Below are 25904 nucleotides of genomic sequence, written 5' to 3'. Positions count from 1 at the left end.
GTTTGAAAATTTAATGATAAATACTATATTTCATTAAATTTTATTGAAATAATTTAAATTATTTACTTATTTTAAATTATTAGATAAAATCATATTAAATAATTAAGGAGGTGAATAGACATAGACGAGATAGATTTAAAAATAATTAATTCTCTAAAAAAGAACAGTAGAGCCTCAACTTCTGAAATAAGTAGACAAGTTAATCTATCAATACCAGCAGTTTCAGAGCGTATAAAGAAAATTGAACAGTCAAATATAATTCAAAAGTATACTATTCAAATCAATCGAGAAAAAACAAAGTATAAACTTTTAGCTTTCGTATTTATCAATACAGATTTATCTAAAAGCATAGAAGAGTTTAAGAAGACTATGTTGGAGTATGACACTGTATTAGAATGTCATCACATTTCAGGAGAATATGATTATTTAATAAAAGTATTAGCAGAGGATACAAATGAACTTGAAGAATTTATATCAATAACTTTGAAAAAAATTAGAGGAATCCAGAAAGCTAATACAACCATTGTTTTATCAACAATTAAAGAGGAAATTAATACAATCAAAGATATTTTTTAGATAAGCATATACTAAAATATTGATTATATTAATACCTACTTTCTTACATATTTTTAGGAGGAAAATACAATATGAAAGTTTTAGTTTTTTTAGCAAAAGGTTTTGAAACTATGGAATTTAGTGTATTTGTAGATGTTATGGGATGGGCTAGAAATGATTATGATTACGATATAGATGTAGTAACTGGTGGATTTAAAAAGCAAGTTGTAAGCACATTTAATGTTCCAGTATTAGTTGACAAAACAATAGATGAAATATGTGTAGATGATTATGATGCATTAGCTATTCCTGGAGGATTTGAAGAGTTTGGATTTTATGACGAAGCATATGATATATCTTTTTTAGACTTAATAAGAGAGTTTGATGCAAAAGGGAAGATAATTGCTACTATTTGTGTAGCAGCTTTACCTGTTGGTAAAAGTGGTGTTTTAAAAAATCGTAAAGCTACTACATATCATTTAAAAGATGGTCAAAGACAAAAACAGTTAAGTAAATTTGATGTAAATGTAGTCAATGAGCCAATTGTTGTAGATAGAAACATTATAACTTCATATTGTCCAGAAACCGCACCACATGTAGCTTTTAAGCTTTTAGAAATGTTGACATCTAAGGAACATATGGAAGTTGTAAAATTAGCTATGGGATTTAAATTATAATAAATTAAAGATTATTTAAGTAATCAGAACCCCAATCACACATAACATCTAAAATAGGAATAATGCTTTTTCCAAAATCAGATAATGAATATTCAACTTTTGGAGGTACAACAGGATAAACAACTCTTACAATTAAGCCATCTGTTTCTAATTCACGTAATTGTTGAGTTAGCATTTTAGCAGTTGCTTTAGGTATTAATTTTTTAAGTTCATTAAACCTTAATGTGGTATCTTTAAGATGCCAAAGAATAAGTGTCTTGTATTTACCACCAATCAATGCAAGGGTTGCTTCTATAGGACAACTGTAATTACTTGAACATTTTTTCATTTTTTTAGACCTCTCAATATATTTTGAAGTACCCTTTTTGGTACTATGTTACAAAAAAGTACATTATTGTAATATATAATTATAGTGATAAGATTATAGCATAGGTTAAATAAATCATCAACTTAGCCTAATAAAATGATAGGGGGGAAATAAATGAATTTTGTTGAAATCGCAAAAAAAAGATATTCTTGTCGTAATTATCAGGATAAAAAGGTTGAAAAAGAAAAACTTGAGAAAATTTTAGAAGTTGCTAGAGTAGCTCCAACAGGGGGGAATCGTCAGCCTCAAAGATTAATTGTAATACAAGAAAAAGAAGGTCTTAATAAAGTTTCTAAGGCTGCGAATATATATGATGCACCATTAGCAATTATCGTATGTGGGGATAAGGATAAAGTTTGGACAAGACCTTTTGATGGTAAACAACTTACAGATATTGATACAAGTATAGTTACTGATCACATGATGTTACAAGCAACTGAACTTGGATTAGCGAGTGTATGGGTATGCTATTTCAATCCAGATGTAATTAGAGAAGAATTTAATTTGTCAGATAATCTTGAGCCAGTAAATATATTACTAATAGGATACGAAGTTGGAACACCAGAAAGTCCAAATAGACATGATAAAACTCGTCTTCCTTTAAATGAAATTGTTTCTTATGAAACTCTTTAGATATAAAAGTAAACTATCTATATGAGATATATAATGAGTTATTTTTTTAAATAAAGTTTTAAAAAAAGTTAATACTTATATAAAATTAATTTTAGTGAAGTATATATCTAGTTGAACAATGATGTATACTTCACTATTTTGATTACTTAGAATACCCACTAATACTTTGAATATTTGCTAAGCTTAAATTTTCATTATATTAACTAAAATACATTGATATTAACTAAAATATATTGATATTAATTAAAATACATCAATTAAATCAATTTTCGAGTCTGGAAAACCGCTTAAAATATAATCCTTTATATCACTTAGGTGGTTATAAATTTGTTTTTCATAAATTCCATCAGGAGCATATACAAAGTATAGAATATTTTTAGTTTTTTTTGTAATTTGTGTACGATTATCTGGTCCATTAAGAATACTAGATAGTATACCAAGGTTATCTGATAAAAATAAATCGTCTTTTGTTAGAGTTTGCTTTCTTTCTCCTATACCATAAAAATGTTCATTTTCATTTGCTAAATCTATTTTTAAAGGCAATTCTATCTTATCAAGGTCATGTCCTGCTGTTAGAAGAAGATTTTTTAATTCTGCTAAAAACATTGCTTGAATAGGCAGATTTACATTTGGAATACCTTTTGATTTTAGTAAAAGGGATTCTAATTGAAGTAATACAGGATAAGTTTTTTTAAATTTTTTATAATACTTTATGTAGTTGGAAAGAGGCTCTGTTTTAATTTTTTCTTTGCGATTGTATTCAGGGTTTTGTGCAATAATATTTTCAATTTCAGAGTTTTTAAGAAGTAAAAAATTTTCTTCATTAGGTGTTGAATAGGTCATATTTACAATCATAACTCCAAATTTAATATTGGGATAAATTTCCTTTGTGTTACTTGATATTTCTAACATAATTTAGACTCCTTTTAATTTTTTGTTTTATGGTATAATCTTAGCAAGTAAAAAATGGATTTTGTAGTTCCATTTTTATAGTAATTTTATAGAACCACTTTTGGAGGTATTAAAATGTGGATTACAATTAATAGAAATAGTGGCATATCATTGTCAAGACAAATTTATTGTGAGATAAAAGACATGATTTTAAGCGGGAGCTTAAATTTTGAACAAAAACTACCTTCATCTAGAACTTTGGCAAAAGAACTTTCTGTATCACGAAATACAGTGTTAGATGCATATAATCAATTAATTGCAGAGGGATATTTGGAAACAAGGCATGGCTATGGCACAACTATAGCCAAAGTAATATTAGACCATCAAATTGACTTTAAGTTAGACTATACTTCTGAAATTAGAGATAGTTTACATGAGTATAAACAAAATAATTATATAGATTTCTGTTCTGGAATTCCAGAATTAAAGCTATTTCCACGCAAAGAATTATCAAAGTTATATAAACAAATACTACATGATTTGTCACACTTAGATTTTAGATATAATAGTACTGCAGGGGTGTGGAAATTAAGAGAAGAAATATCACAATATTTATTTCGTATTAGAGGAATTAGATGTAGTCCACGAAATATTATGATTGTTTCTGGTTCAACACAAGGGCTATCTTTAATATCACAAGTTTTATATAAAAATAATCAAAAAGTTATTGTGGAGGATCCTATCCACAAAGGATTGTTAAAGGTAATTTCTACTGTGGGATATTCAGTTGTTGGGATTCAAGTGGATGATAAAGGTATAAATACTAACCTAATAAAATCTATAAAGGATGTTTCTTTTATATATACAACACCTTCACATCAATATCCATTAGGTGGTATTTTACCAATTCAAAGAAGACTAGAACTTATTAAATATGCAGTAGAGAATAATTGCTATATAGTTGAAGACGATTATGACAGTGAATTTAGATATGAAGGTCAACCAATTAGTTCCCTCTATGAACTTAATCCAAATAAAGTAATTTATATAGGTTCGTTTAGTAAAATACTATCTCCAGCCATTCGTATGGGATTTATGTTGTTACCAGATGATATAATAGATGACTATAAATCCTTAAAAATGTATTCTGATGTTCATACAGAATCTATATCTCAGTATGTTCTAGCTGAATTTATTAAAAATGGAGGTTTGGAAAAACATATATTTAAAATGAAGAAGCTATATAATAGAAAGCGTAAATATCTTATTGATATTTTGAATATTGAATTTACAAATGAATTTAAAATAAAGGGGCAAGTAGCTGGGCTTCACATAGTTGTTCATTTTTATAATGTTATTTTTACTGAAAAACTAATCAATCAAATTTATAAAGCAAATATCAGGGTTTATCCTATACAGCAATATGCAATTGAGAATAAAGCAGAATATGACCATGAAGTTGTCCTAGGATATGCTCATCTTAATTTTGATGAAATTGAACAGGGAGTAAGAATGCTTAGAAAAATAATACATACAAATTAAGATGTATTAGGAAAGGTTTTTTACAATATCTTATTTTTAGGTATGTATTTTACTTTAGTTTTTTTACAACTCACATATTCATTTATACTACATACTTCCAGTTGTATTGTGTGGACAAATTACTTATTGTATTCTGAAATCATCAATTAAGGAAGGTAGATGAAATGTATGAATAAGATAATAGAAGTAATTAATTTGCAAAAAAGCTATGATACTTTTAAAGCTGTGAAAGGGATTGATTTTTATGTAGAGGAAGGGAATTTGTTTGCATTACTGGGAGCTAATGGTGCTGGAAAATCTACAACAATTGATATTCTTTGTACGTTATTGAGTTATGATAGCGGAGAAGTGATTATAGATGGGCATAAATTAGGTGTAGAGGATAATAAAATTAAAGAAAAAATTGGAGTAGTATTTCAAGAAAGTATACTAGATTCACTTTTGACAGTAAGAGAGAATCTTACAATTCGTGCAAAATTTTATATCAAGAATAAAGATAAAGTAAGACAAATTGTGCATAAATCTGCTTTATCTGTAGGAGCTATGGAATTTATAGATAGACCATATGGTAAATTGTCTGGAGGTCAAAAGCGTAGGGCCGATATAGCAAGAGCTCTTTTAAATACTCCTAAAATACTGTTTCTAGATGAGCCTACAACAGGGCTTGACCCAGAATCTAGAAAATGTGTATGGGATACTATATTAAAATTACAAAAACAATATGGTTTTTCTATAGTTCTTACAACCCATTATATGGAGGAGGCTTCAAAAGCTGATTATATTGTAATGCTTGACTATGGTGTTATAACAGCAAAAGGTTCACCTCATGAACTAAAATATAAATACAAAGCAAATAATTTAGATGATGTATTTTTGAATATAGTTAGAAATAGAGGTGAAAAAAATGTTTAATATAGCACAAAGAAATATAATGATTTTTTTAAGAAATAAAAGAGGAGTATTTTCATCTTTTTTAGGTGCAATAATTGTAATCGGCATCTATGTTATTTTTTTAGGAGAAAATTTAAAGGAAGGTTATCCAAATATTAAAGATATAGACATATTAATGAATAGTTGGGCAATGGCAGGAATTATTTCTGTTGTTTCTGTAACTACAACAATGGGTTCTTTTGGAGTTACAGTATTGGATAAGGAGTTAAAAAGAAACAAAGATTTTTATTGTTCACCTGTTAAAACAAGAGAGCTGGTAGGAGGATATATTTTAAGTTCATATTTAATTGGTGTAATTATGAGTATATTTACATTTATACTTGCAGAGATATATATTGTATCAAGTGGGGGACAATTTTTACCTATGCTTTCTATTATAAAGGTTATTGGTGTAATTTTATTAACCGTTTTATCATCTAGTGCAATGATATTTTTTATTGTAAATTTGTTAAATAGCATAGATACATTTTCAACTGCTTCTACGATTATAGGTACTCTTATTGGATTCTTGACAGGAATTTATATACCTATTGGAAGCTTACCTCAAGCAGTGCAAACCCTTATAAAGTTATTTCCAATTTCACATGGGACTGTATTGCTTAGACAAATTATTACGGAGTCTCCATCAAAAGTAACATTTGTGGATTCAACAAATGCATTAACTGAATTTAATGAGCATATGGGAGTAACATTTGGTGGTATTGGAAGTTTGTCTGAAAATTCAATTCATATTATGTTTCTAGTTATTTCTGCAATAGTATTTTATTTTGTTACTATACTTATGGTATCAAGAAAAAAAGCTAGAAATTAATAGTAGGAAAATATACTATAGTCTTTTTATAGAAATCAAAAGAAAGGATGTGTTAGAGTGAAGGTAATAATTGAAACTCCCTTAGACGGAGAAGAGGATGAAATTATAATAAGATGCAGAAATATTGATGATGAAATACTTAAATTGATTTTTAACATCAAGATGCAAAGAGAGTCTCTTATAGCATATAAAAATGAACAACTCTATCGTATCAATCCTTTAGATGTCTATTACTTCGAATCTGTAGATAACCACACTTATCTTTATTGTAAAAATGATGTTTATGAGTTTAAGAAGAAGCTTTATCAGATTGAGGAAATTTTTTTTAATAGTGACTTTCTTAGAATATCTAAGTCTGTAATATTAAATCTTACAAAAATAGACTCAATTGTACCAGCGTTTAATGGTAGATTTGAAGTAATACTAGATAATGGTGAAAAGACAATTATTTCACGCCAATATGTACCAATGTTGAAGAAAAAACTAAAGATATAAAGGAGTTGATTGAATATGAATTTAATAAATACACTAAAGTATGTAGTTCGTTATTTTTGTATGATAACTACAGGAGTTTTAATATCTGTTTTTACTTCTTGTTTAGTATTTAGCCCTGATGAGACATTTAGTATAAATATTTTCCAACAGATTTTATTAATTGCATTGGTCACATCTCTATCCACATTAATTTTTTATTCAAAACGAGAACTAGGTAGAAAAGAGTTACTAATTCGCCAAGTAATTCATATAATTTTTCTATTTGTTTTCGTTCTGTGGTTTTCATTTAAAAGTAATTGGATTGATAGTGGTCATATTTTTCAAACTCTGTTTATAGCACTATCTATATTTATTATCTATCTTTGTATAACACTTGCTACTTGTAAAAGAGATAAGGAAGAATCTATTTTATTAAATAAAGGTTTGAAAGAATATAGGAAAAATAAAATTAGTAAATAATAGCTAAGACAATTCAACAAATTATAAATTTATTATTAATTGAGTTTTTATATCAGTCATTAATTTAAGATAGCAATTTATATTAAGAAGAAAATTCTTGTATGAGTTATAATACTTAAAAGGAGATGATGAGGTTGAAAACAAATACAGATGTAATTATGGAAATCATTGATTATATAGAAGAACATCTTACAGAAAATCTAAATCTAGATAAAATGGCTGATGTTGCTAGTTATTCAAAATATCACTTACACAGAATGTTTACAAACATTGTGGGATGTACTATGTATCAATATATTAAAAGAAGGAGACTTACTGAAGCAGCTAGACAACTTGTATTTACAGATAAATACATTATAGATATAGCTCTTACAGTTGGATATGCTACACACCAGTCTTTCACATTAGCATTTAAAACTTTATATAAAGAATCTCCACAAGTATATAGAAGTAAAGATGAATTTTATCCTATTCAACAAAGATTTGTTTTAAATCCAAATCATCAAATCCAAAATGTAGATTGTATTTCTTATACAAGTATTAGTTATGAACGAAGAAGAGATGAAATCAATTCTTATCTCAACTTTAATATTAATTGTGAGGTGAAAGTAGCATGAGTTTAGTACCACATGTAATTGAACAGACAGGTCAAGGTGAAAGGTCTTATGATATATATTCAAAACTATTAAAAGATAGAATTATATTTATAGGCGAAGAAATTAATGATGCTATTGCAAGTTTAGTAGTAGCTCAATTACTATTCTTAGAATCAGAAGACCCAGATGCAGATATAACTATATATATAAATAGCCCAGGAGGGGCTGTAACATCAGGGTTTGCTATATACGATACTATGAACTATGTAAGATGTGATGTATCAACTATTTGTATTGGTATGGCTGCAAGTATGAGCGCTTTTTTACTTTCTGGAGGTACAAAAGGAAAAAGATATGCCTTACCTAATGCAGAAATTATGATACATCAACCTATGGGTGGAGCTAAAGGGCAAGCAACAGATGTAAAAATAGCAGTAGATAATATGTTGAGAACAAAGGAAAAATTAGATAGAATTCTTTCTGAGAATACTGGAAAATCAATAGAAGATATTAGAGTAGATACAGATAGAGATAATTTTATGACTGCAAAGGAAGCTAAAGAATATGGATTGATTGATCATATAATGGAGAAGTGTGAGTAGAGTATTATTTTAAAAGCTTAATTTATAGTATATAACTAATGTCAAAATAATCATGTTTAAATGAACATGATTATTTTTTTGTTTAAAAAAAGAAGTTTTTTAAAATGTCAAGTAAATAAGTAATAAATAGTAATTTTACGTATCAGTTTAGAGATTTTCTAGAGATATTAACCAATGTGGTTGCAATGATATGATAACTTATAGACCACACTGGTTAATTTGCATAAGGGGTTAATTTAGATGTAAATCCTATGAACTTATGATAAAAGATAAAGAAGATTATAAATATAAGTTTATAATATATAATTGCATACTATTATGCAGATAATAAATACAAAAAATTGATATAAAAAGTTCAGTAGAAAATATTAATTTTTTTAATCAACTAATAATAAGCCAAAGTGGTTTTGAATTTCTCCTTTTTCTCGTAAAGTATTTATTTCAAGTCCATTTGACCTTACTGTAGCAAAAACATCAATACCACATGCTTCCATTGATGGAGCAGTCTTGTTAGGAAAACTACAAGTATCAGGATTACATTTAGCACACTTTGTACAAGGGCCACTTCCAAAAGCAATTGATTTATAATATCCATCTAAAAAAAGTTCTCTTGCTATTTCAACAGCTAAAGGAGTAACAATACTCATTTTATGACATCGAAATAAAATAGCTTTTTTGTAACAATCTATTATTGCTTGCGTCTGTTGATAGGTTGGAGTATTGGGTGGACAACAATGACTATGACCATATGTATTACAACCAAACTGACACTTATAAATTGTCCATGCTGCTGTGACAATCGTTTTAGGGTCTATTGAAACTGCAATGTCAGCTCCACTAGATTTTAATATTTCAAAGTATTTTTTCATAATTTACCTCCTATCAAAAATAGTTTTATTTTTTATCTTGTATGAATGGTTAAATTTTACGTATTCTTATACTTATGGTAACGCAAAAATAAATATCAATCAAATCGATATATTTAAATTATGAATTAAATAAAAATGAACTATAAACATATATGATAAATAAACTTACCTACTAATTTTTTGTCGTTAAAAATTTTCCATATTTCAATAACAAAATAAGAGTAAATACCATATATTACTTATGTCTGTAATATATAAAAGACAAAGGAGTTGTACATTATGATTACAATAAGTTTGTGCATGATTGTTAAAAATGAAGAAGAAGTTATAGGCAGATGTTTAGAGTGTGTAAAGGATTTAGTAGATGAAATTATAGTTGTAGATACTGGTTCCACAGATTCCACAAAAGAAATAGTTTCAAAATATACAGACATGGTGTACGATTTCGAATGGATAGATGACTTCTCTGCTGCGAGAAATTTTTCATTTTCTAAAGCTTCTAAAGACTATATAATGTGGCTTGATGCAGATGACATAATTTTAGAAGAGGATAGAAAAGAACTATCAAAAGTTAAAGAAAATTTAGATACTTCTATTGATATGGTCATGGCAAAATACAATGTATCATTTGATGAAAACGGAAAACCAACTTTATCATATTATAGAGAACGCTTATTTAAGAGAAGTTCTAATTATAAATGGGTTGACCCTATTCATGAAGTAATACCTCTTGTTGGAGAAATATTTTATTCTGACATTGCAATATCACATAAAAAACTTCATAGACAGGACCCTTTAAGAAATCTCAGAATTTTTGAAAAAATGATTTCAGAAGGTAGGATATTGGAGCCAAGACATCAGTTTTATTACTCAAGAGAATTGTATTATAATGCAAGATATAAAGATGCTATAGAAGGTTTTACTAAGTTTTTAGACTCTTCAAAAGGGTGGATTGAGGATTGTATAAGTGCTTGCAGAGATTTAGCCACATGTTATTACTTAATTAATGATGAAAAAAGTGCCTTATATTCTTTATTTAGAAGCTTTGAATTTGATGAGCCAAGAGCAGAAGTTTGCTGTGATATAGGAAAGCACTTGTTTGATAGACAAAGATATAAAGAAGCTATTTTTTGGTATAAAGTAGCATTAACTAGAGATAAAAATGACATTAATGGAGGATTTAAGTCAAATGATTGTTATGGATACTTACCATATATACAATTAAGTGTATGCTATGACAAACTAGGAGAAATGGATAAAGCGATATCTTATCATGAAAAAGCAAAAGAAATCAAACCTAACGATAGTGCTATTTTGTACAATGAAAATTATTTTAGTAAATATAAAAGTTATTGATAAGTCACAATAATACTAATTTTGACATATTATATAGAGAGCATGAAAGCTCAAATATATTAGGAGGTGCTTTAAGTAATGAGTAGAAATAAATATTTTGGCCCATTTGATGGTAATAACCATGATAACAACTATGATGATTGCAATAGCAGTTGTGATAGTTGTAATAGTTGTGACTGTCATCATGGTTGCCCACCATCATGTATAGGTCCAACAGGTCCAATGGGTCCAAGAGGTAGAACAGGTCCAACAGGCCCAACAGGTCCAACCGGACCAATGGGTCCAACAGGAGCAACAGGAAACACAGGAGTAACAGGAAACACAGGAGCAACAGGGTTAATAGGTCCAACAGGTCCAACAGGGTCAGTAGGTCCAACAGGAGCGACAGGAGCAACAGGATTTGGAGTAACAGGCCCAACAGGTCCAACGGGAGCAACAGGAAATACAGGAGCAGATGGAGTAACAGGCCCAACAGGTCCAACAGGAGTAACAGGAGCAAATGGAATAACAGGTCCAACAGGGATAACAGGAGCAACAGGATTTGGAGTAACAGGCCCAACAGGTCCAACAGGAGCAACAGGAGTAGGAATAACAGGAGCAACAGGTTTAATAGGTCCAACAGGAGCAACAGGGACACCTGGAGCAACAGGTCCAACAGGAGTAACAGGAGCAACAGGAGCAGATGGATTGGCAGGTCCAACAGGTCCAACAGGAGCAACAGGAACACCTGGAGCGACAGGAGTAACAGGTCCAACAGGAGCAACAGGAGATACAGGAGCAGATGGAGTAACAGGCCCAACAGGTCCAACAGGAGTAACAGGAGCAGATGGACTGGCAGGTCCAACAGGTCCAACAGGAGCAACAGGAGTAGGAATAACAGGAGCAACAGGTTTAATAGGTCCAACAGGAGCAACAGGAACACCTGGAGCGACAGGTCCAACAGGCCCAACAGGAGCAACAGGAGCAAATGGATTGATAGGCCCAACAGGAGCAACAGGAAATACAGGGGCAGATGGAGCAACAGGCCCAACAGGTCCAACAGGAGCAACAGGAGATACAGGAGCAAATGGATTAGTAGGTCCAACAGGTCCAACAGGAGCAGCTGGAGCAGCTGGAGCAACAGGTCCAACAGGTCCAACAGGAGCAACAGGGGTAGGAATAACAGGAATAACAGGAGTGACAGGAGCAACAGGAGCAACAGGCCCAACAGGAGCAGATGGATTAGTAGGTCCAACAGGAGCAACAGGAAACACAGGAGCAGATGGAGTACCAGGTCCAACAGGTCCAACAGGAGCAACAGGAAATACAGGAGCAGATGGAGCAACAGGCCCAACAGGAGCAACAGGAAATACAGGGGCAGATGGATTGGTAGGTCCAACAGGAGCAACAGGAAATACAGGAGCAGCTGGAGCAACAGGAGTAACAGGCCCAACAGGAGCAACAGGAAATACAGGAGCAGATGGAGCAACAGGCCCAACAGGTGCAACAGGAAATACAGGAGCAGATGGAGCAACAGGCCCAACAGGTGCAACAGGAAATACAGGAGCAGCTGGAGCAACAGGAGTAACAGGTCCAACAGGAGCAACAGGTCCAACAGGGGCAACAGGAATACCAGGAGCTAGTGCTATAATACCTTTTGCATCAGGTATACCACTAGCACTTACAACTATAGCTGGTGGATTAGTGGGCACACCAGGATTTGTAGGTTTTGGAAGTTCAGCTCCAGGCCTAAGTATAGTTGGTGGAGTAATAGACCTTACAAATGCAGCAGGAACATTGACTAACTTTGCATTTTCAATGCCAAGAGCTGGAACAATAACATCTATTTCAGCATATTTTAGTACAACAGCAGCGCTTTCACTTATTGGTTCAACAGTCACAATTACAGCTACACTTTATGAATCAACTGCACCAAACAACTCGTTTACAGCTGTACCAGGAGCAACAGTTACACTGGCTCCACCACTTACAGGTATATTATCACTTGGTTCAGTTTCTAATGGAATTGTAACAGGATTAAATATATCAGTAACAGCACAAACTAGATTCTTACTAGTATTTACAGCGACAGCGTCAGGACTTTCATTAGTTAATACTGTAGCAGGATATGCAAGTGCAGGAATTTCGATTAACTAAATTATATAATTAAAAAAAGGCTTCTAGTATCTGATTGATATTAGAAGCTTTTTTATATTAATTGATGAGCAGAATATAGCATACTATTATATAATATAAAATAATAGTATTAAATTAGAAAGAGATACTTTTTTGGGGGGATATTATGAAAAATAGAATTGAAAAATTAATGAATAACTTTGTAAAAGATTATTATAATTCAAATGATGTGACTCAAAAGTGGCAAGAGCTTTTATTTGCCTATGCTTCTGCTGAAGATGAAATGTTTTATCAGTTAAAAAATATTGTAGGAACATCTCATGCTATGCCAAAAGATTTTTTAAAAGATGGTAAGACTATAATTACATATTTTATACCCTTTGATAAAAACATAAATAATAGTAATATTGGAGGGCTCGAATGTTCAGAAAGTTGGGCAAGAGCTTATATAGAAACTAATAAATTGATTTCCGATTTAAATAATTTTTTATGTGAAGAGCTAGGCAACATGGGATTTGACTCCTATGCTATTCCTGGGTCATATAATTTTGATAATGATAAATTGATTAGTGATTGGTCACAAAGACATGTAGCATTCATAGCAGGTCTTGGAACTTTTGGTCTAAACAATATGCTTATTACAGAAAAAGGATGTTGTGGAAGGATAGGAAGTATAATCACAAGCTTAAAGTTAGAACCAACTAAAAGACCAGAAAAGGAATACTGCTTGTATAAACATAATAATAGTTGTAAAAAGTGTGTAAGTAAATGTGTGAAAGAAGCTTTAAAAGAAGATGGGTTTGATAGAAATAAGTGTTATGAAATGTGTATGATAAATGAGAAAAAATATTCTTATATAGGTGGATGTGATATCTGTGGAAAATGTATAGTTGGAGTTCCATGTTCAGTAATAAACCCATCAATGTAAAAGTTTTTTTTAATTAACAATTCTAATTTGATATATAATAAACTACAAATATAAATAAAAAATAAAGAAATTATGTTGATTGACAACTATTTGTGCTATTGATAGACTTATATGTATCGCTGTGATATAAGGAGGGGTGAGACTTTATGCTTGATTTAATCTTTATTTTTGCATAGCAAGGGCTATTGCAACTATAAAATTTAATATACAGATAGCCCTTTGCTATTCCTAATAAAAAATTACTGTTTAATAGGAGAGCAAAATGAGCTATAAAAAAGCAATACATATATTACCAGAAGAATTACTTGAATTGATACAAGAATATGTGGATGGAGAATGTATTTATATTCCCAGAAAATCAAACAATAAAAGAGAATGGGGAAGTAATACATCTACTCGTGAAGATTTAACAATTAGAAATATGCAAATTTATGAAGATTATCAAGTTGGTCATGATTTGCAGTATTTATCAGAAAAATATTATCTGTCTTTGAAGAGTATTCAAAGAATTATATTACAAGAAAAAAGAAAAGATATTTAAGTGTAAGCCAGTATAGTTCTATAACTATACTGGCTTATTTTCTTTTGTTAAAAATGTTTAAGGTATAGTTTTTTTTTAGTGGATGCTATAATTTAATTAATTTCAGAAGCTTATATAATAAGAAAATTCAGCAGTAGTGTCTATATTAAGAGGAAATAATTTATTATATAAGTGTGTAATTGAAATTTAAATTTATTAAAAATTAGGAGGTACTGTTTTGAAAAAAATGCTTGATTATATTCCACCTTTTCACGACTTTCTATTTTAGCAATATTATAGAAAGGAAAATGTATTTATGCAAAAAATTACTTGGGAGATTGAGTATAAATCCCAATTGCCAGTAATTAGGTACTGTAAAAAATGTGGGAAAAAGACTGAATACATCTGTTCAGATTTATTTAGAGTGAATGCCCAACATAAGTATTTAGATATTTGGTTAATATATAAATGCTCAAATTGTGATTCAACATGGAATTCAACTATATATTCTCGTATTAATCCAAAAAACTTAAATCCAGAGATATTAGAACAATTTTATACGAATGATTATAATCTTGTTAAACAATATGCTATGAATGTTGAGTTTTTACATAGAAATGGGGCGAAAGTTGGCATCCCAGAATATAAAATAGTAGGTCAAGATATTTGTATTGATGACTCTACACAAATTCGTATTACAAGTAAGTATCCATGTCAATTAAAGGTATCCACGTTATTACGTGAGAAGCTTGGCATATCTAGAAAGGTCTTTGAAGACATGTTAGACTGTGGGATGATAAAAAGTATATCTGGAGTTGACCTAAGGAGAAGTAAGTTAAATTATGAGATTGTGTTACAAATTGGAAAGAGTAAACAATAATATTTAAATCGGTTAGACCAGCCAGTTTAACATGTTTTATGTAACATCATTTTAAATAAGTATAGCAGCTTTAAAAAATACAAAGAAGCTATACTTATTTGTGTATAATAGCATTATCTTTTTTCTAGATTTTCTAATATCTCATAGTAGTGTGTTGTAGCTAGTGCACTTGGCTTACCTTATCTGATAAATATTGATTTTCTATGTTCATTTCTTAACTCCATTTCATATTAGATTCTGACTAAATTTATCAAGAATTCTACTACAATAGTATCAATGTTTATAATTGATTTACTTTATTCAAAATTGCATCTATAGCTGTGTCAGGAACAACTGCTAAGTCTTCTGCATTAAAATAATAAATTATATTAGAGTCAAATAATATATTTGAATTTGGTGGAAATTCATCATCTCCAAACCAAAGTATAAATATCATAGAAGTATTACCTATGTATGTAAACTTATAAGCTAGGTCACCCATCTTTATTTTTTCAGCTCCAATATTCTCCATGACCAGTTTATATTTATCTATTTTAGATGTAAAGATTTCTGAAAGTCTTGCTAGAGTTCTATTTAGAAAGTTAGGATAATAGACATTGCCTCCAGGAACTTCTTTAAAAGTTATATATTTATTTGTAAGAGGTATACCTTTAGAATTACACAAATACCTAAGCATTAGAATCTTAAGTTCGAAATTTTTACAGAGACTTCCATTACTATTCCAAACTTCTCCACTCGGATAATCAACTATATACTGTCTACCAAAAAAATCAATAGTAAATTTGCTTGAATCACTATTAAAGTCAATATTACTTAAATTACTAATTGTATGAGGGTCCAATTCTTTGAGTTTTTTTCGTGCATAATCAAATGGGACATTATAATTACTTGTTTTGATATTTTTATCCATAATATTTTCCTCCGATTTAAAGACCTATTTATATATTTATAAAAAGTTTTCTTATTATTGATTTTATTATATATCCAGAATATTACAATATTAAATTAATAAATAAATTTTGCTATTTAAAGGAATCTATGTAAAATAAATATTAAGTGTTTAAAATATAAATTTTTTATGTTTGAAGTGTTAAAATGATTCTACTATAAAATATTAATTAATTGCTTTAAGTTATAATATAATAGTATGAGATTTTATATAAATTTATAAAGATATAACTAAATATATAAATTAAGGTGTCATTAAATATGTAATGGAGGTGTTAGTATGTCTAAGATACTAGTAGTAGATGATGAATTAGATATGTTAAAGTTAATTGAAAATATATTAAAAAGAGATGGGCATGAAGTAAAGGTAATTAGTGATGTAGAAAACATTTTTGATATTGATTATAATCCTTTTAATCTAATAATATTAGATGTAATGATGCCCAAAATGGATGGTTTTGAAGTATGTAAAATTATAAGAAATAAGGTTGATTGTCCAATATTGTTTTTGACAGCTAAAAATATGGAAAGTGATGTTATGTATGGTCTTGGTATAGGGGCAGATGATTATATTACAAAGCCTTTTGGTGTAGGTGAGTTAAGAGCCAGAATAAATGCTCATTTGAGAAGAGAAAATAGAGAGAAAAAAAATTCATTAACTATATCAAATGTTCAATTTAATTTTTTGGGAAAAGAAATTTCTGTTGATAATAATAAGATAAATTTTACTAAGAGTGAGTACCTAATATGTGAATTTCTAGCAAAAAATAAGGGACAAGTCTTTTCAAAAGAAAGAATATATGAGCATATATATGGATTTGATGGAGAAAGTGATATAAGTGTTATTACAGAACACATAAAAAATATACGAAGCAAGTTGAAATCTTATGATATTTATACAATAGAGACTGTATGGGGGATAGGATATAAGTGGATATAATAAAGTATTACTCAGTGCAAATACATTATATATCTACAAAATGTTTGTAAAATATTAATCTATATATTAAAATTTAATTTATAGATTAATATTTTTTGTAAATTACAAAATTGTAAGGTATTTTGTTATAAAATATTAATATTAGTAGTGTATACTAATAATATGGTGTTTAATATAAATCTTGAGCAAAGGATGGTTTTTCTAATGGATAAACTAAAAAATATTAGAAAGAGTCTACTACAGTATACATTTTTATTTTTATTAATAGGTATAACAATTTACTTGGTATTTAAAACATTAGATATTAAGATGTTATCAAATGTTATAACTATGGTAGATAAAAAGTTTTTATTTGTAGGGGCTTTGGCAATAATGTCTCACATAATGCTTGAAGGATTAGTAATGAAGATAATTATAGAAAGTACTCACAAAGTCAATATTAGATTTATTGGTTTCAAGCTAGCCATTATGGGATTTTATTATAATCTAATAACTCCATTTGCTTCAGGAAGCCAACCAGTACAAATATATGTACTTAAAAAATGCAAAATGCCACTTAGTAAAGCAAGTGCAGTTGTTACAAATAAGTCTATTATTTTTCAAATAGTAGTTACTGTTTATTGCACAATATTAGTATTAATGAATCTAGCTATGCTAGAAAAACAAATGAAAGTAATCATGCCCTTAGTGTTTCTAGGAATAGCAATTAATTCATTTGTTTTAATTATGATAATTTTAGTTATTTTAAATCCTCAAAAAATAAAATATTTTATGAGAGTTTCAGTAAAATATTTATCAAAATTTAAGTTTTTAAGATTCCTAGAGAGTAAAGTAGACTCTATAGAAAATTTTATAGATGATTATAGTAAAGCAATAAGTTTTTTTGCTAAAAATAAAAAAGTATTGATTTTAACTATTATAGTGACTTTTATTCAATTAAGTGCTTACTTTAGTGTCTCATTTTGGATATATAAAGCATTTAATTTACAAGGTTATAGTTATATTTATATATTAACACTACAAGCTTTTTTATATATGGCAATATCTCCAATACCAACACCTGGTAATGTAGGAGCTAATGAATTAGCATTTTTCACTATATTTAAATCAGTATTCCCTCAACCTCTAATGGGTTATGCAGTATTTTTATATGGTGGATTTATGTACTATTTGATTCTGATTGGAAGTGGTATCTTTACTGTAATCACTCACTATAGAATGAAAAATAGAATTGGTAGAAATGCCATTTTAAGTGAAAATTAGATAAATCTAAATAAGCATATAGTAAAAAATATGTCATAAGAACTATAATATTTTAATTAGGCGATTAAAATATAAGGATTGTTATGACATATTTTTTTTAAAATTTAAAAGGAATTGTGAGAAAATTGTTGAATTTAATAGATAATATTGCAAAATATTTGTAAATTTTGCATATTATAAAAGTACTTTATTATCTTTAAGGTAAATTTTACTCATCAGGGGATAAATCTAAGGGGGGAAATGTATGGAGAAGAAAATTTTAACAGTTTGTCCATACTGTGGAGCTGGATGCCAATTATATCTAGTAGTAAAAGATAACAAGATATTAAAAGCGGAGCCAGCTGATGGTAGAACAAATCAAGGAAGTTTATGTTTAAAAGGTCGTTATGGATGGGATTTTCTAAATGACCCTAAAATTTTAACACCTAGGCTAAAAAAACCAATGATAAGAAAACAAGGTGTGTTAGAAGAGGTTGAATGGGATGAAGCTATAAGTTATACAGCTTCAAGATTAAACGAAATTAAAGAAAAATATGGTCCTGATTCTATTATGGGAACAGGCTCTGCAAGAGGGCCTGGTAATGAAGCAAATTATATAATGCAAAAATTTATGAGAGCTACAATAGGAACTAATAATGTTGACCATTGTGCTCGTGTCTGACATGCACCATCTGTAGCCGGTCTGGCTTACTCATTAGGTAGTGGTGCAATGTCTAATTCTATACCAGAAATAGAAAACGCAGATGTTTTATTCATATTTGGATATAATGGAGCAGATTCACATCCAATAGTTGCAAATAGAATAATTAAAGCTAAGAAAAATGGAGCTAAGTTAATTGTTACTGACCCTAGATTAACTGAGTCTGCAAGAATTGCTGATATACATCTACCTATAAAGGGTGGAACAAATATGGTTTTAGTAAATGCTTTTGGAAACGTTTTAATAGAAGAAGGTCTTTACAATAAAGACTTTGTTCAAAACCATACACAAGGATTTGATGAGTACAAAGAAATTGTTAAACCATATACAGCTAAATATGCTGAGAAGCTGACAGGAATTCCAGAAGAACTTATAAGAAGAGCTATGAGAGAATATGCAAAAGGTAAGAAGGCAATGATACTTTATGGAATGGGTGTCTGCCAATTTGGTCAAGCTGTTGATGTAGTTAAAGGGCTTGCATCAATTGCTCTACTTACAGGTAATTTTGGTAGAGAAAGCGTTGGAATAGGACCTGTACGTGGACAAAATAATGTTCAAGGAGCTTGTGATATGGGGGCTCTTCCTAATGTATATCCTGGTTATCAAAATGTAACTGATGATAAGATAAGAGAAAAATTTGAAAATGCTTGGGGAGTAAAGTTATCTCCTAATAATGGATATAGTTTAACTCAAGTTCCAAATTTAGTGTTAAAAGAGAAGAAGCTTAAAGCTTATTATATATTTGGGGAAGACCCAGTACAAAGTGACCCAGATGCATCAGAAGTTAGAGAAGCTTTAGATGAGTTAGAGTTTGTTGTTGTTCAAGATATATTTATGAATAAGACAGCACTTCATGCTGATGTTATACTTCCAGCTACTTCTTGGGGCGAACATGATGGAGTATATACATGTGCAGATAGAGGATTCCAATTGATGAGAAAAGCTATAGAGCCACAAGGAGATGTAAAACCAGACTGGCAAATTATAAGTGAAATTTCTACAGCAATGGGATATCCTATGAACTACAAAAATACTAGAGAAATATGGGATGAACTTAGAGCATTATGTCCAAATTTCTTAGGTGCTACTTATGAAAAAATAGAGGCCCAAGGTTCTGTTCAATGGCCTTGTAAGAGTGAAAGTATGGAAGACAAAGGAACTATGTATCTATATGAAGGACAAAAATTCTCTACTCCTAATGGAAGAGGTAATTTATTTGCTGCAGAATGGAGACCTCCTATGGAAGTTGAAGATGATGAGTATCCATTTAGTTTATGTACTGTGAGAGAAGTTGGTCACTATTCAGTAAGAACTATGACTGGTAACTGTAGAACACTTAGTTCATTAGAAGATGAGCCAGGTCGTGTTCAAATAAATTGTAATGATGCAGATAGATTAGGAATTGAAGATGATGAACTAGTTAGAATTAGTTCAAGAAGAGGAAGTGTAATAACAAGAGCAACAGTAACTGACAGAGTTAAAGAAGGAGCAACATATATGACTTATCAGTGGTGGGTTGGAGCTTGTAATGAGCTTACAATAGCAAACTTAGACCCTATATCTAAAACACCAGAATACAAATATTGTGCTGTTAAACTTGAAAAACTTGATGACCAAGAGTTAGCAGAGAAATGTGTAAGAGAAGAATATCAAAGTCTTAAAGATAAAATGACTGCCACAAATGTTTAGTAGTTATTAGATTAAAGATTTATAAAAAGCGGAAGGGCAAATATCTTATGGAGAATATATACTCAAAAACTAAGTCCCAAGAAAATAGTAAAGGTGAAGTTTTTGAAAACAGTTATAGTTTAGTAGATTATGAATACATGAATTCTTTTAAATTAGAAATAAGCAAAATAAATGAACATGATTTATCAAATGAATATGAAGAAATAATTGCAGAATATCCACTTAGCTTTATTTTAAATGATAAATACATAAATACATTTTTATGTACACCATATAATTTAAAAGAGCTTGTAGTTGGTTTTTTGAGAACAAAGGGATATATAGAAAATAAAAAAGACATATTAGATATAGAAATAAATGATAAGGAACGTGTTACAAAAGTAACTATTCAAGAGAGACATAAGGATGAAGAGGAACAAATTATATTTTTAAACTCACTAGACTATATAAGTTGTGCTCCTGTAGAGAGTAATATAAAAATAAATTATGATGCGATTTACAGTATAATGGATAAAAACTTAAATTCGTCAGAATTATTTAAAAATACAGGTGGAGTACATAGTGTATCCATATTTGATAATGATAAAAAAATAGTGACCTGTGAAGATGTAGCAAGGCATAACGCAATGGATAAAGCAATAGGGTTTTGTGTTTTAAATGAAATATCACTAAAAGATAAAACTGTAGTTGTAAGTGGGAGAATATCTTTAGAGATGATACTAAAGGCAGCTATGACTCAAATTCCTATTGTAATATCAAAATCAGCACCAACTAATTTATCAATAGAGCTTTCTAAAAAATTAAATATAACTCTTATTGGATTTGTAAGAGGAAGACGAATGAATATCTATGCAAATTCACAGAGAGTTATCAAAAAGTGAGACTGAAGCGTATGTATGCTAATAAAGAAGAAAAAAAATATTCAAGATGTGAAGTGTGTGGAGTAGTAATTGATGATACTGACAAAGTATATGCCAATAAATATAATTTGTGTAAAAAATGCAAGCGAAATATAAGTATTGAAAAAACACTAAAATATATAAATATATATAATAAAAATAACTAGGGACTTAGAAATATACAAATTGAAAGGTGGGATAATATGAATAATAAAATAGGCTCTTTTGTAATAGCAGACCCAAGTAAATGTACAGGTTGCAGATCTTGTGAAGTAGCTTGTTTTACAATGCATAACCAACATAATAATGTAGGATATACGGTTGGGACAGTTGACATACCAGTTATACCTAGACTCTATTTAGTAAAAGGTGATACTTTCTGTATGCCAATACAATGTAGACATTGCGAAGATGCTCCTTGTCTAAATTCATGTCCACAAAAAGCTATAAACAAAGAGAACAATGTCATGTTTGTTAATGAAGAAAAGTGTATAGGGTGTAAAACTTGTCTCCTAGCATGTCCTTTTGGAGCTATAGATTTACTTCCACAATATAAAGATGGTAAAGAAGTAGAACAAGTAATTTTGGAAGAAAATAAAAAAATAGCGTATAAGTGCGATTTATGTAAAGACAATGAAAAAATAGCTTGTATAAGCGCATGTCCTCAAGATGCATTAAAACTTGTTACTCCAATAGATGACAAAAAAGCTAAGAATAGACAAGCTGCACTTAGTTTATTGTTGACAAATAAATAAAGGATAAAGGGGTGACGTTTATGATAATAAATATAGATAAAGATTTATGTACTGGATGCAGAGAATGTTCAAAGGTATGTCCAGTAAATGCTATTGAGGGGGAAGAAGGAAAACCACAAGAGATAAACCTAGATAGATGTGTTATGTGTGGTCAATGTGTTCAAACTTGTAAATCGTATGCTTCAGTTATAGATGAAGGATTTGAGTTTTTGAAAGATAAAAAACAAGAACGAAAAATACCAGAATCAATAAATGAACCTATATTCGCAGCACATAATGTATGCGATGTAGATAGGGTAAAAAAAGCTTTAAGTGACCCAGATGTATTTACTATGGTTCAATGTGCACCAGCAGTTAGAGTAGCTTTGGGAGAGGATTTTGGATACTATCTAGGATATTTAGGTGCTGGAAAAATGGCAGCAGCGCTTAGAGCATTAAAATTTGATAGAGTTTATGATACTAATTTCGCAGCTGATTTAACTATAATGGAAGAAGGTAGTGAGTTAATTAAGAGGGTTACAGAAGGTGGAACTCTTCCAATGTTTACATCTTGTTGTCCAGCTTGGGTTAAATTTATGGAAAAAAATTATCCTAAGTTAACTAATCACTTATCTTCTTGTAAATCACCTCAACAGATGGGTGGCGCAATATTTAAGACATATGGCGCAGAAATAAATAATGTGGATGCATCTAAAATATTTAGTGTTTCTATAATGCCATGCACATGTAAAAAGTATGAATGTGATAGAGAAGAGATGGATTCTAGTGGATATAGAGATGTAGATGTAGTGTTAACTACTAGAGAACTAGCTTACCTAATAAAAGACATGGGAATTGATTTTAAAAATTTAAGAGAAGAAAAGTTTGACAGCCCTTTAGGTAGTTACAGTGGAGCTGGAACTATATTTGGTGTTACTGGTGGAGTTATGGAAGCAGCTATAAGAACAGGTTATGAGCTTATAACTGGAGAAAGCATACCTAATGTAGAAGTAAAACAAGTACGAGGAGAAAGTGGTTTTAGAAAATCAACTATTAAGGTAGGTGATTTAGACTTAAGAGTTGGTGTAGTAAGTGGACTGCAAAATGTAATACCAGTACTTGAAGATTTAGAAAAAGGAAAGTTGGATATAGATTTTATAGAGGTTATGACTTGTCCTGTTGGATGTGTAAGTGGTGGAGGTCAGCCAAAAATTTTACTAGAAGAATATAAAGAATTAGCCTATGAAAATAGAACAAAAGCAACATATGTGCATGATGAACACTTGGCAATTAGAAAATCTCATGAAAATTCTGACATTAAAAAATTATATGATGAATATCTAGTGGAGCCATTAGGAGAAAAATCTCATCATTTATTACACACTACATACTGTATAGGAAAGGAAGTGGCTAAGTAATGAATTATTTTGTTATAGCAGACCCTGATAAGTGCATAGGATGTAGAACTTGTATGATAGGATGTGTGGTTGCACATTCAGATGAAGATATTTTTTACAAAAGTCCAGACGAGATAAACTTTAATCCAAAACTTTCTGTCATAAAAACAAAGGAAGTTAGTGCTCCAATACAATGTAGACATTGTGAGGATGCTCCTTGTGCAAAGGCCTGTCCAAATGGTGGTATAGTTAGGGTGGGTAATACAATAAAAATAAATGAAGAAAATTGTATAGGATGTAAGACTTGTATGCTGGCATGTCCTATAGGAGCAATAGATATAGTTACACTAAAAGATATAGACAAAGGAAAGCTTTGCTTTAGAGAAAGAATGACAGCAAACAAATGTGATTTTTGCATAGATTCACCAGAAGGACCAGCATGTGTAAATGTATGTCCAACAAAAGCATTTACTATAGTTAAAGATGAGGATATAGATAATACTGTTAAAAATAAAAGAAAGTTAGCTATATTATAATATAATTAATAAAAAGATGGAGTTCTAGTTGTTATTAGAGTCTCCATCTTTTTTGTATAATTTTTATAGGGATTAAGAATTAATTATTGTGCCAATTTATCTAACCTTTTCTTATTTAACTTTGTCATTCCCATAGAAGCTGTGATAAGTAAGGCATAGGCGACTATAACTGATAAAATTATAATAGACCAAGAGAATTTATAGCCAAAATTATCAACGAGTAATCCAAATAATGTTGAACCAAGTGCAAATCCAATTGCAAAAATTAACTGAACAATGCCAAAAATACTGCCAAACTCCTTTTGACCAAAAAAAGCACCAGTTAAATAAGCAGGTCCTATCATATAAGCAAATACAGAAAGACCCTTTAAAATAGCAAATACAAATGCAAGATTAGAAGATTTATCGACAAATAGTAATGATAAAGTAGCTATAAGTACAAATATAAAAGATATAATCAGTGGTTTTATTTGACCAAATTTATCAAACAATAATCCTCCAAATAAATTACCAATAAGAGCAAATAATGCAAAAGTGGAACCTACTGTTCCTATTAAAATTGGATTTATATAATTTCTAAGGTAGGTTGGATATTGTACAGATAATGATGAAACATATATACCTACAAAAGCAAATCCAATTGTCATAATCCAAAAATATTTATTCTTTTTAGCCTCTTTTAACGTATAACCCCATACTGAAGGGGTTATTTTATTAGGTGTTTCATCATTTTTTATTTTAGAGTTTATTTTCTCATTAGTATCTTTAGGCATTTTAAGCATAAATAATGTCACAGGTATACCAACTATTAGTGCTACAATTCCAAATGTTAGATAAGAACGGCTATATCCTTGAGATGCTAATGAACGAACTACAAGTTGTTGTAGAAATATACTACCAATAGAGCCACCAGCAAAAGCAAAGCCCATAGCTTTTCCTTTACTTTTTTCATCAAACCAAGCACTTATTAAAATTGGTATTCCTATCGCAGATATAATTGTAGCTCCAATTTGTACGATGCATGATACTGTATAAAATTGCCATAGTTCAGTACATATAGAAAATGTAGCAAAACCAATGCTAGAAATTATACAGCCTAATAAATATAATATCTTAACATTGACCTTGGAAAATAATTTACCTATAAATGGTGAAGCAATTGCTGAAGCAATAGTACCAAAAGTAAATATTAGAGAAAAAGATGCTAATCTAAAACCTTCTCCTTCTACAACATAACTTATAAACTGAGGCTGTATACTTGCTACAATACTAAATGGTATAGCTTGTATCAACATGCAACCAAGTACTATAATCCAAGCAGATGAAAAGTTTTTAATGCTAAAATTTTTGTTTAGTAGTGTCTTCATGGTATGATATCTCTCCTTTAGATTATAATTTGTAAATATTAATCTAATTATTCTAAATTTATATATTAGTTTTGGATAGATGAATTAGTTGTATGTAATTTGGGGTATTAATATAAAAATTATCTGTAAAAATTGATTATTTTAAATAGATAGGGTAAATTAAAATATATAGATAAATGAAAGG

Annotated in this window: 28 protein-coding genes; 23 read left to right on the top strand and 5 right to left on the bottom strand. The window is 29.8% G+C overall.

Annotated features, from left to right (window positions below; all coding sequences use genetic code 11):
- The first annotated feature begins 114 nt into the window (after positions 1–114).
- Both IC218_RS12105 and IC218_RS12100 read left to right on the top strand, forming a co-directional pair.
- A complete protein-coding gene (locus IC218_RS12105; RefSeq protein WP_413926665.1) occupies positions 115–576 on the top strand; it encodes an Lrp/AsnC family transcriptional regulator in 462 nt (153 codons plus the stop codon).
- Between the two features lie 71 nt (positions 577–647).
- Positions 648–1232: a DJ-1/PfpI family protein gene (locus IC218_RS12100; RefSeq protein ID WP_227481826.1), complete on the top strand. Its 585-nt coding sequence runs from the start codon at positions 648–650 to the stop codon at positions 1230–1232.
- 4 nt (positions 1233–1236) lie between these two features.
- Here the strand turns inward: IC218_RS12100 and IC218_RS12095 are convergent, their stop codons facing one another.
- Entirely contained in the window at positions 1237–1560 is a 324-nt protein-coding gene (locus IC218_RS12095) for a winged helix-turn-helix transcriptional regulator (protein ID WP_227435669.1), read from the bottom strand.
- A 153-nt stretch (positions 1561–1713) separates the two neighbouring features.
- Here IC218_RS12095 and IC218_RS12090 point away from each other — a divergent pair, with 153 nt between their 5' ends.
- Positions 1714–2232 carry a nitroreductase family protein gene (locus IC218_RS12090; protein ID WP_227435671.1) on the top strand — a complete coding sequence of 173 codons (519 nt, stop codon included), beginning with the start codon at positions 1714–1716 and terminating at the stop codon, positions 2230–2232.
- A 243-nt stretch (positions 2233–2475) separates the two neighbouring features.
- Here the strand turns inward: IC218_RS12090 and IC218_RS12085 are convergent, their stop codons facing one another.
- The gene (locus tag IC218_RS12085) at positions 2476–3144 is read right to left on the bottom strand and encodes a phenylalanine--tRNA ligase beta subunit-related protein (protein ID WP_227824514.1); all 669 of its coding nucleotides are present in this window, start codon (positions 3142–3144) and stop codon (positions 2476–2478) included.
- Between the two features lie 114 nt (positions 3145–3258).
- Between IC218_RS12085 and IC218_RS12080 the strand changes: the two genes are divergently transcribed.
- From IC218_RS12080 to clpP, 7 genes are all read left to right on the top strand, one after another.
- A complete protein-coding gene (locus tag IC218_RS12080; RefSeq protein WP_227824513.1) occupies positions 3259–4665 on the top strand; it encodes a PLP-dependent aminotransferase family protein in 1407 nt (468 codons plus the stop codon).
- A gap of 168 nt (positions 4666–4833) precedes the next feature.
- Positions 4834–5577, top strand: a complete 744-nt coding sequence (locus IC218_RS12075; protein ID WP_227481829.1) for an ABC transporter ATP-binding protein — start codon at positions 4834–4836, stop codon at positions 5575–5577.
- Positions 5570–6427, top strand: a complete 858-nt coding sequence (locus IC218_RS12070; RefSeq protein WP_227435682.1) for an ABC transporter permease — start codon at positions 5570–5572, stop codon at positions 6425–6427. Before IC218_RS12075 ends, IC218_RS12070 begins: the two co-directional genes overlap by 8 nt.
- Positions 6428–6484: 57 nt before the next feature.
- Positions 6485–6922, top strand: coding sequence for a LytTR family DNA-binding domain-containing protein (locus IC218_RS12065; RefSeq protein ID WP_227435684.1), 438 nt, complete (start codon positions 6485–6487; stop codon positions 6920–6922).
- A gap of 15 nt (positions 6923–6937) precedes the next feature.
- Positions 6938–7381, top strand: a complete 444-nt coding sequence (locus tag IC218_RS12060) for a DUF3021 family protein (protein ID WP_227481831.1) — start codon at positions 6938–6940, stop codon at positions 7379–7381.
- A 134-nt stretch (positions 7382–7515) separates the two neighbouring features.
- Positions 7516–7998 (top strand): helix-turn-helix domain-containing protein, encoded by a 483-nt coding sequence (locus IC218_RS12055; RefSeq protein ID WP_227824512.1) that lies wholly within the window; start codon positions 7516–7518, stop codon positions 7996–7998.
- Entirely contained in the window at positions 7995–8579 is a 585-nt protein-coding gene (gene clpP, locus IC218_RS12050; RefSeq protein ID WP_227435691.1) for an ATP-dependent Clp endopeptidase proteolytic subunit ClpP, read from the top strand. Before IC218_RS12055 ends, clpP begins: the two co-directional genes overlap by 4 nt.
- A 377-nt stretch (positions 8580–8956) precedes the next feature.
- Here clpP and IC218_RS12045 read toward each other — a convergent pair whose 3' ends face one another.
- Entirely contained in the window at positions 8957–9448 is a 492-nt protein-coding gene (locus IC218_RS12045) for a DUF2284 domain-containing protein (protein WP_227435693.1), read from the bottom strand.
- 279 nt (positions 9449–9727) lie between these two features.
- On the opposite strand from IC218_RS12045, the gene IC218_RS12040 reads away from it, so the two are divergent.
- From IC218_RS12040 to IC218_RS12020, 5 genes are all read left to right on the top strand, one after another.
- Positions 9728–10804, top strand: coding sequence for a glycosyltransferase (locus IC218_RS12040; protein WP_227435695.1), 1077 nt, complete (start codon positions 9728–9730; stop codon positions 10802–10804).
- 78 nt (positions 10805–10882) lie between these two features.
- A complete protein-coding gene (locus IC218_RS12035) occupies positions 10883–12940 on the top strand; it encodes an exosporium glycoprotein BclB-related protein (RefSeq protein ID WP_227824511.1) in 2058 nt (685 codons plus the stop codon).
- Between the two features lie 145 nt (positions 12941–13085).
- Positions 13086–13847: an epoxyqueuosine reductase gene (locus IC218_RS12030; RefSeq protein WP_227435699.1), complete on the top strand. Its 762-nt coding sequence runs from the start codon at positions 13086–13088 to the stop codon at positions 13845–13847.
- Positions 13848–14109: 262 nt separating this feature from the next.
- Positions 14110–14388, top strand: a complete 279-nt coding sequence (locus IC218_RS12025; protein WP_227435701.1) for a CD3324 family protein — start codon at positions 14110–14112, stop codon at positions 14386–14388.
- 295 nt (positions 14389–14683) lie between these two features.
- Positions 14684–15247 (top strand): DUF1062 domain-containing protein, encoded by a 564-nt coding sequence (locus IC218_RS12020; RefSeq protein WP_227824510.1) that lies wholly within the window; start codon positions 14684–14686, stop codon positions 15245–15247.
- 280 nt (positions 15248–15527) lie between these two features.
- Here IC218_RS12020 and IC218_RS12015 read toward each other — a convergent pair whose 3' ends face one another.
- Positions 15528–16157 carry a DUF3786 domain-containing protein gene (locus IC218_RS12015; RefSeq protein ID WP_227824509.1) on the bottom strand — a complete coding sequence of 210 codons (630 nt, stop codon included), beginning with the start codon at positions 16155–16157 and terminating at the stop codon, positions 15528–15530.
- Between the two features lie 318 nt (positions 16158–16475).
- Here IC218_RS12015 and IC218_RS12010 point away from each other — a divergent pair, with 318 nt between their 5' ends.
- The 8 genes from IC218_RS12010 to IC218_RS11975 all read left to right on the top strand — a co-directional run bounded on the left by IC218_RS12010 (position 16476) and on the right by IC218_RS11975 (position 24353).
- On the top strand, positions 16476–17135 hold the full coding sequence (locus IC218_RS12010) for a response regulator transcription factor (RefSeq protein ID WP_227481835.1): 660 nt from the start codon (positions 16476–16478) through the stop codon (positions 17133–17135).
- A gap of 204 nt (positions 17136–17339) precedes the next feature.
- A complete protein-coding gene (locus IC218_RS12005; protein ID WP_227435711.1) occupies positions 17340–18398 on the top strand; it encodes a lysylphosphatidylglycerol synthase transmembrane domain-containing protein in 1059 nt (352 codons plus the stop codon).
- Positions 18399–18642: 244 nt separating this feature from the next.
- Positions 18643–20787: a formate dehydrogenase subunit alpha gene (fdhF, locus tag IC218_RS12000; protein WP_227481836.1), complete on the top strand. Its 2145-nt coding sequence runs from the start codon at positions 18643–18645 to the stop codon at positions 20785–20787.
- Positions 20788–20834: 47 nt separating this feature from the next.
- Positions 20835–21668 carry a formate dehydrogenase accessory sulfurtransferase FdhD gene (gene fdhD / locus IC218_RS11995; protein ID WP_227435717.1) on the top strand — a complete coding sequence of 278 codons (834 nt, stop codon included), beginning with the start codon at positions 20835–20837 and terminating at the stop codon, positions 21666–21668.
- A gap of 11 nt (positions 21669–21679) precedes the next feature.
- Positions 21680–21853, top strand: coding sequence for a hypothetical protein (locus IC218_RS11990; RefSeq protein ID WP_227435728.1), 174 nt, complete (start codon positions 21680–21682; stop codon positions 21851–21853).
- Between the two features lie 36 nt (positions 21854–21889).
- Positions 21890–22441 (top strand): 4Fe-4S dicluster domain-containing protein, encoded by a 552-nt coding sequence (locus IC218_RS11985; protein ID WP_227435731.1) that lies wholly within the window; start codon positions 21890–21892, stop codon positions 22439–22441.
- Positions 22442–22461: 20 nt separating this feature from the next.
- Positions 22462–23838 (top strand): [FeFe] hydrogenase, group A, encoded by a 1377-nt coding sequence (locus IC218_RS11980; protein WP_227824508.1) that lies wholly within the window; start codon positions 22462–22464, stop codon positions 23836–23838.
- Entirely contained in the window at positions 23838–24353 is a 516-nt protein-coding gene (locus IC218_RS11975; protein ID WP_227435736.1) for a 4Fe-4S dicluster domain-containing protein, read from the top strand. The genes IC218_RS11980 and IC218_RS11975 overlap by 1 nt, the downstream gene beginning before the upstream one ends.
- Before the next feature lie 83 nt (positions 24354–24436).
- Here the strand turns inward: IC218_RS11975 and IC218_RS11970 are convergent, their stop codons facing one another.
- Positions 24437–25720, bottom strand: coding sequence for a conjugated bile salt MFS transporter (locus IC218_RS11970; RefSeq protein ID WP_227824507.1), 1284 nt, complete (start codon positions 25718–25720; stop codon positions 24437–24439).
- Between the last annotated feature and the right edge of the window lie 184 nt (positions 25721–25904).

It is taken from the genome of Clostridioides sp. ES-S-0005-03 (genome assembly GCF_020658455.1).
Lineage (GTDB): Bacteria > Bacillota > Clostridia > Peptostreptococcales > Peptostreptococcaceae > Clostridioides.
Note: the sequence above shows the minus strand (reverse complement) of the source record. Positions and strands in the feature narration are given on the sequence as shown.

Coding starts and splice junctions, on each gene's coding strand:
- IC218_RS12100 (WP_227481826.1), top strand. CDS start 648: ATGAAAGTTTTAGTTTTTTTAGCAAAAGGTTTTGAAACTATGGAATTT.
- IC218_RS12095 (WP_227435669.1), bottom strand. CDS start 1,560: ATGAAAAAATGTTCAAGTAATTACAGTTGTCCTATAGAAGCAACCCTT.
- IC218_RS12090 (WP_227435671.1), top strand. CDS start 1,714: ATGAATTTTGTTGAAATCGCAAAAAAAAGATATTCTTGTCGTAATTAT.
- IC218_RS12085 (WP_227824514.1), bottom strand. CDS start 3,144: ATGTTAGAAATATCAAGTAACACAAAGGAAATTTATCCCAATATTAAA.
- IC218_RS12080 (WP_227824513.1), top strand. CDS start 3,259: ATGTGGATTACAATTAATAGAAATAGTGGCATATCATTGTCAAGACAA.
- IC218_RS12075 (WP_227481829.1), top strand. CDS start 4,834: ATGAATAAGATAATAGAAGTAATTAATTTGCAAAAAAGCTATGATACT.
- IC218_RS12070 (WP_227435682.1), top strand. CDS start 5,570: ATGTTTAATATAGCACAAAGAAATATAATGATTTTTTTAAGAAATAAA.
- IC218_RS12060 (WP_227481831.1), top strand. CDS start 6,938: ATGAATTTAATAAATACACTAAAGTATGTAGTTCGTTATTTTTGTATG.
- clpP (WP_227435691.1), top strand. CDS start 7,995: ATGAGTTTAGTACCACATGTAATTGAACAGACAGGTCAAGGTGAAAGG.
- IC218_RS12045 (WP_227435693.1), bottom strand. CDS start 9,448: ATGAAAAAATACTTTGAAATATTAAAATCTAGTGGAGCTGACATTGCA.
- IC218_RS12040 (WP_227435695.1), top strand. CDS start 9,728: ATGATTACAATAAGTTTGTGCATGATTGTTAAAAATGAAGAAGAAGTT.
- IC218_RS12035 (WP_227824511.1), top strand. CDS start 10,883: ATGAGTAGAAATAAATATTTTGGCCCATTTGATGGTAATAACCATGAT.
- IC218_RS12030 (WP_227435699.1), top strand. CDS start 13,086: ATGAAAAATAGAATTGAAAAATTAATGAATAACTTTGTAAAAGATTAT.
- IC218_RS12025 (WP_227435701.1), top strand. CDS start 14,110: ATGAGCTATAAAAAAGCAATACATATATTACCAGAAGAATTACTTGAA.
- IC218_RS12020 (WP_227824510.1), top strand. CDS start 14,684: ATGCAAAAAATTACTTGGGAGATTGAGTATAAATCCCAATTGCCAGTA.
- IC218_RS12015 (WP_227824509.1), bottom strand. CDS start 16,157: ATGGATAAAAATATCAAAACAAGTAATTATAATGTCCCATTTGATTAT.
- IC218_RS12010 (WP_227481835.1), top strand. CDS start 16,476: ATGTCTAAGATACTAGTAGTAGATGATGAATTAGATATGTTAAAGTTA.
- IC218_RS12005 (WP_227435711.1), top strand. CDS start 17,340: ATGGATAAACTAAAAAATATTAGAAAGAGTCTACTACAGTATACATTT.
- fdhD (WP_227435717.1), top strand. CDS start 20,835: ATGGAGAATATATACTCAAAAACTAAGTCCCAAGAAAATAGTAAAGGT.
- IC218_RS11990 (WP_227435728.1), top strand. CDS start 21,680: ATGTATGCTAATAAAGAAGAAAAAAAATATTCAAGATGTGAAGTGTGT.
- IC218_RS11985 (WP_227435731.1), top strand. CDS start 21,890: ATGAATAATAAAATAGGCTCTTTTGTAATAGCAGACCCAAGTAAATGT.
- IC218_RS11980 (WP_227824508.1), top strand. CDS start 22,462: ATGATAATAAATATAGATAAAGATTTATGTACTGGATGCAGAGAATGT.
- IC218_RS11975 (WP_227435736.1), top strand. CDS start 23,838: ATGAATTATTTTGTTATAGCAGACCCTGATAAGTGCATAGGATGTAGA.
- IC218_RS11970 (WP_227824507.1), bottom strand. CDS start 25,720: ATGAAGACACTACTAAACAAAAATTTTAGCATTAAAAACTTTTCATCT.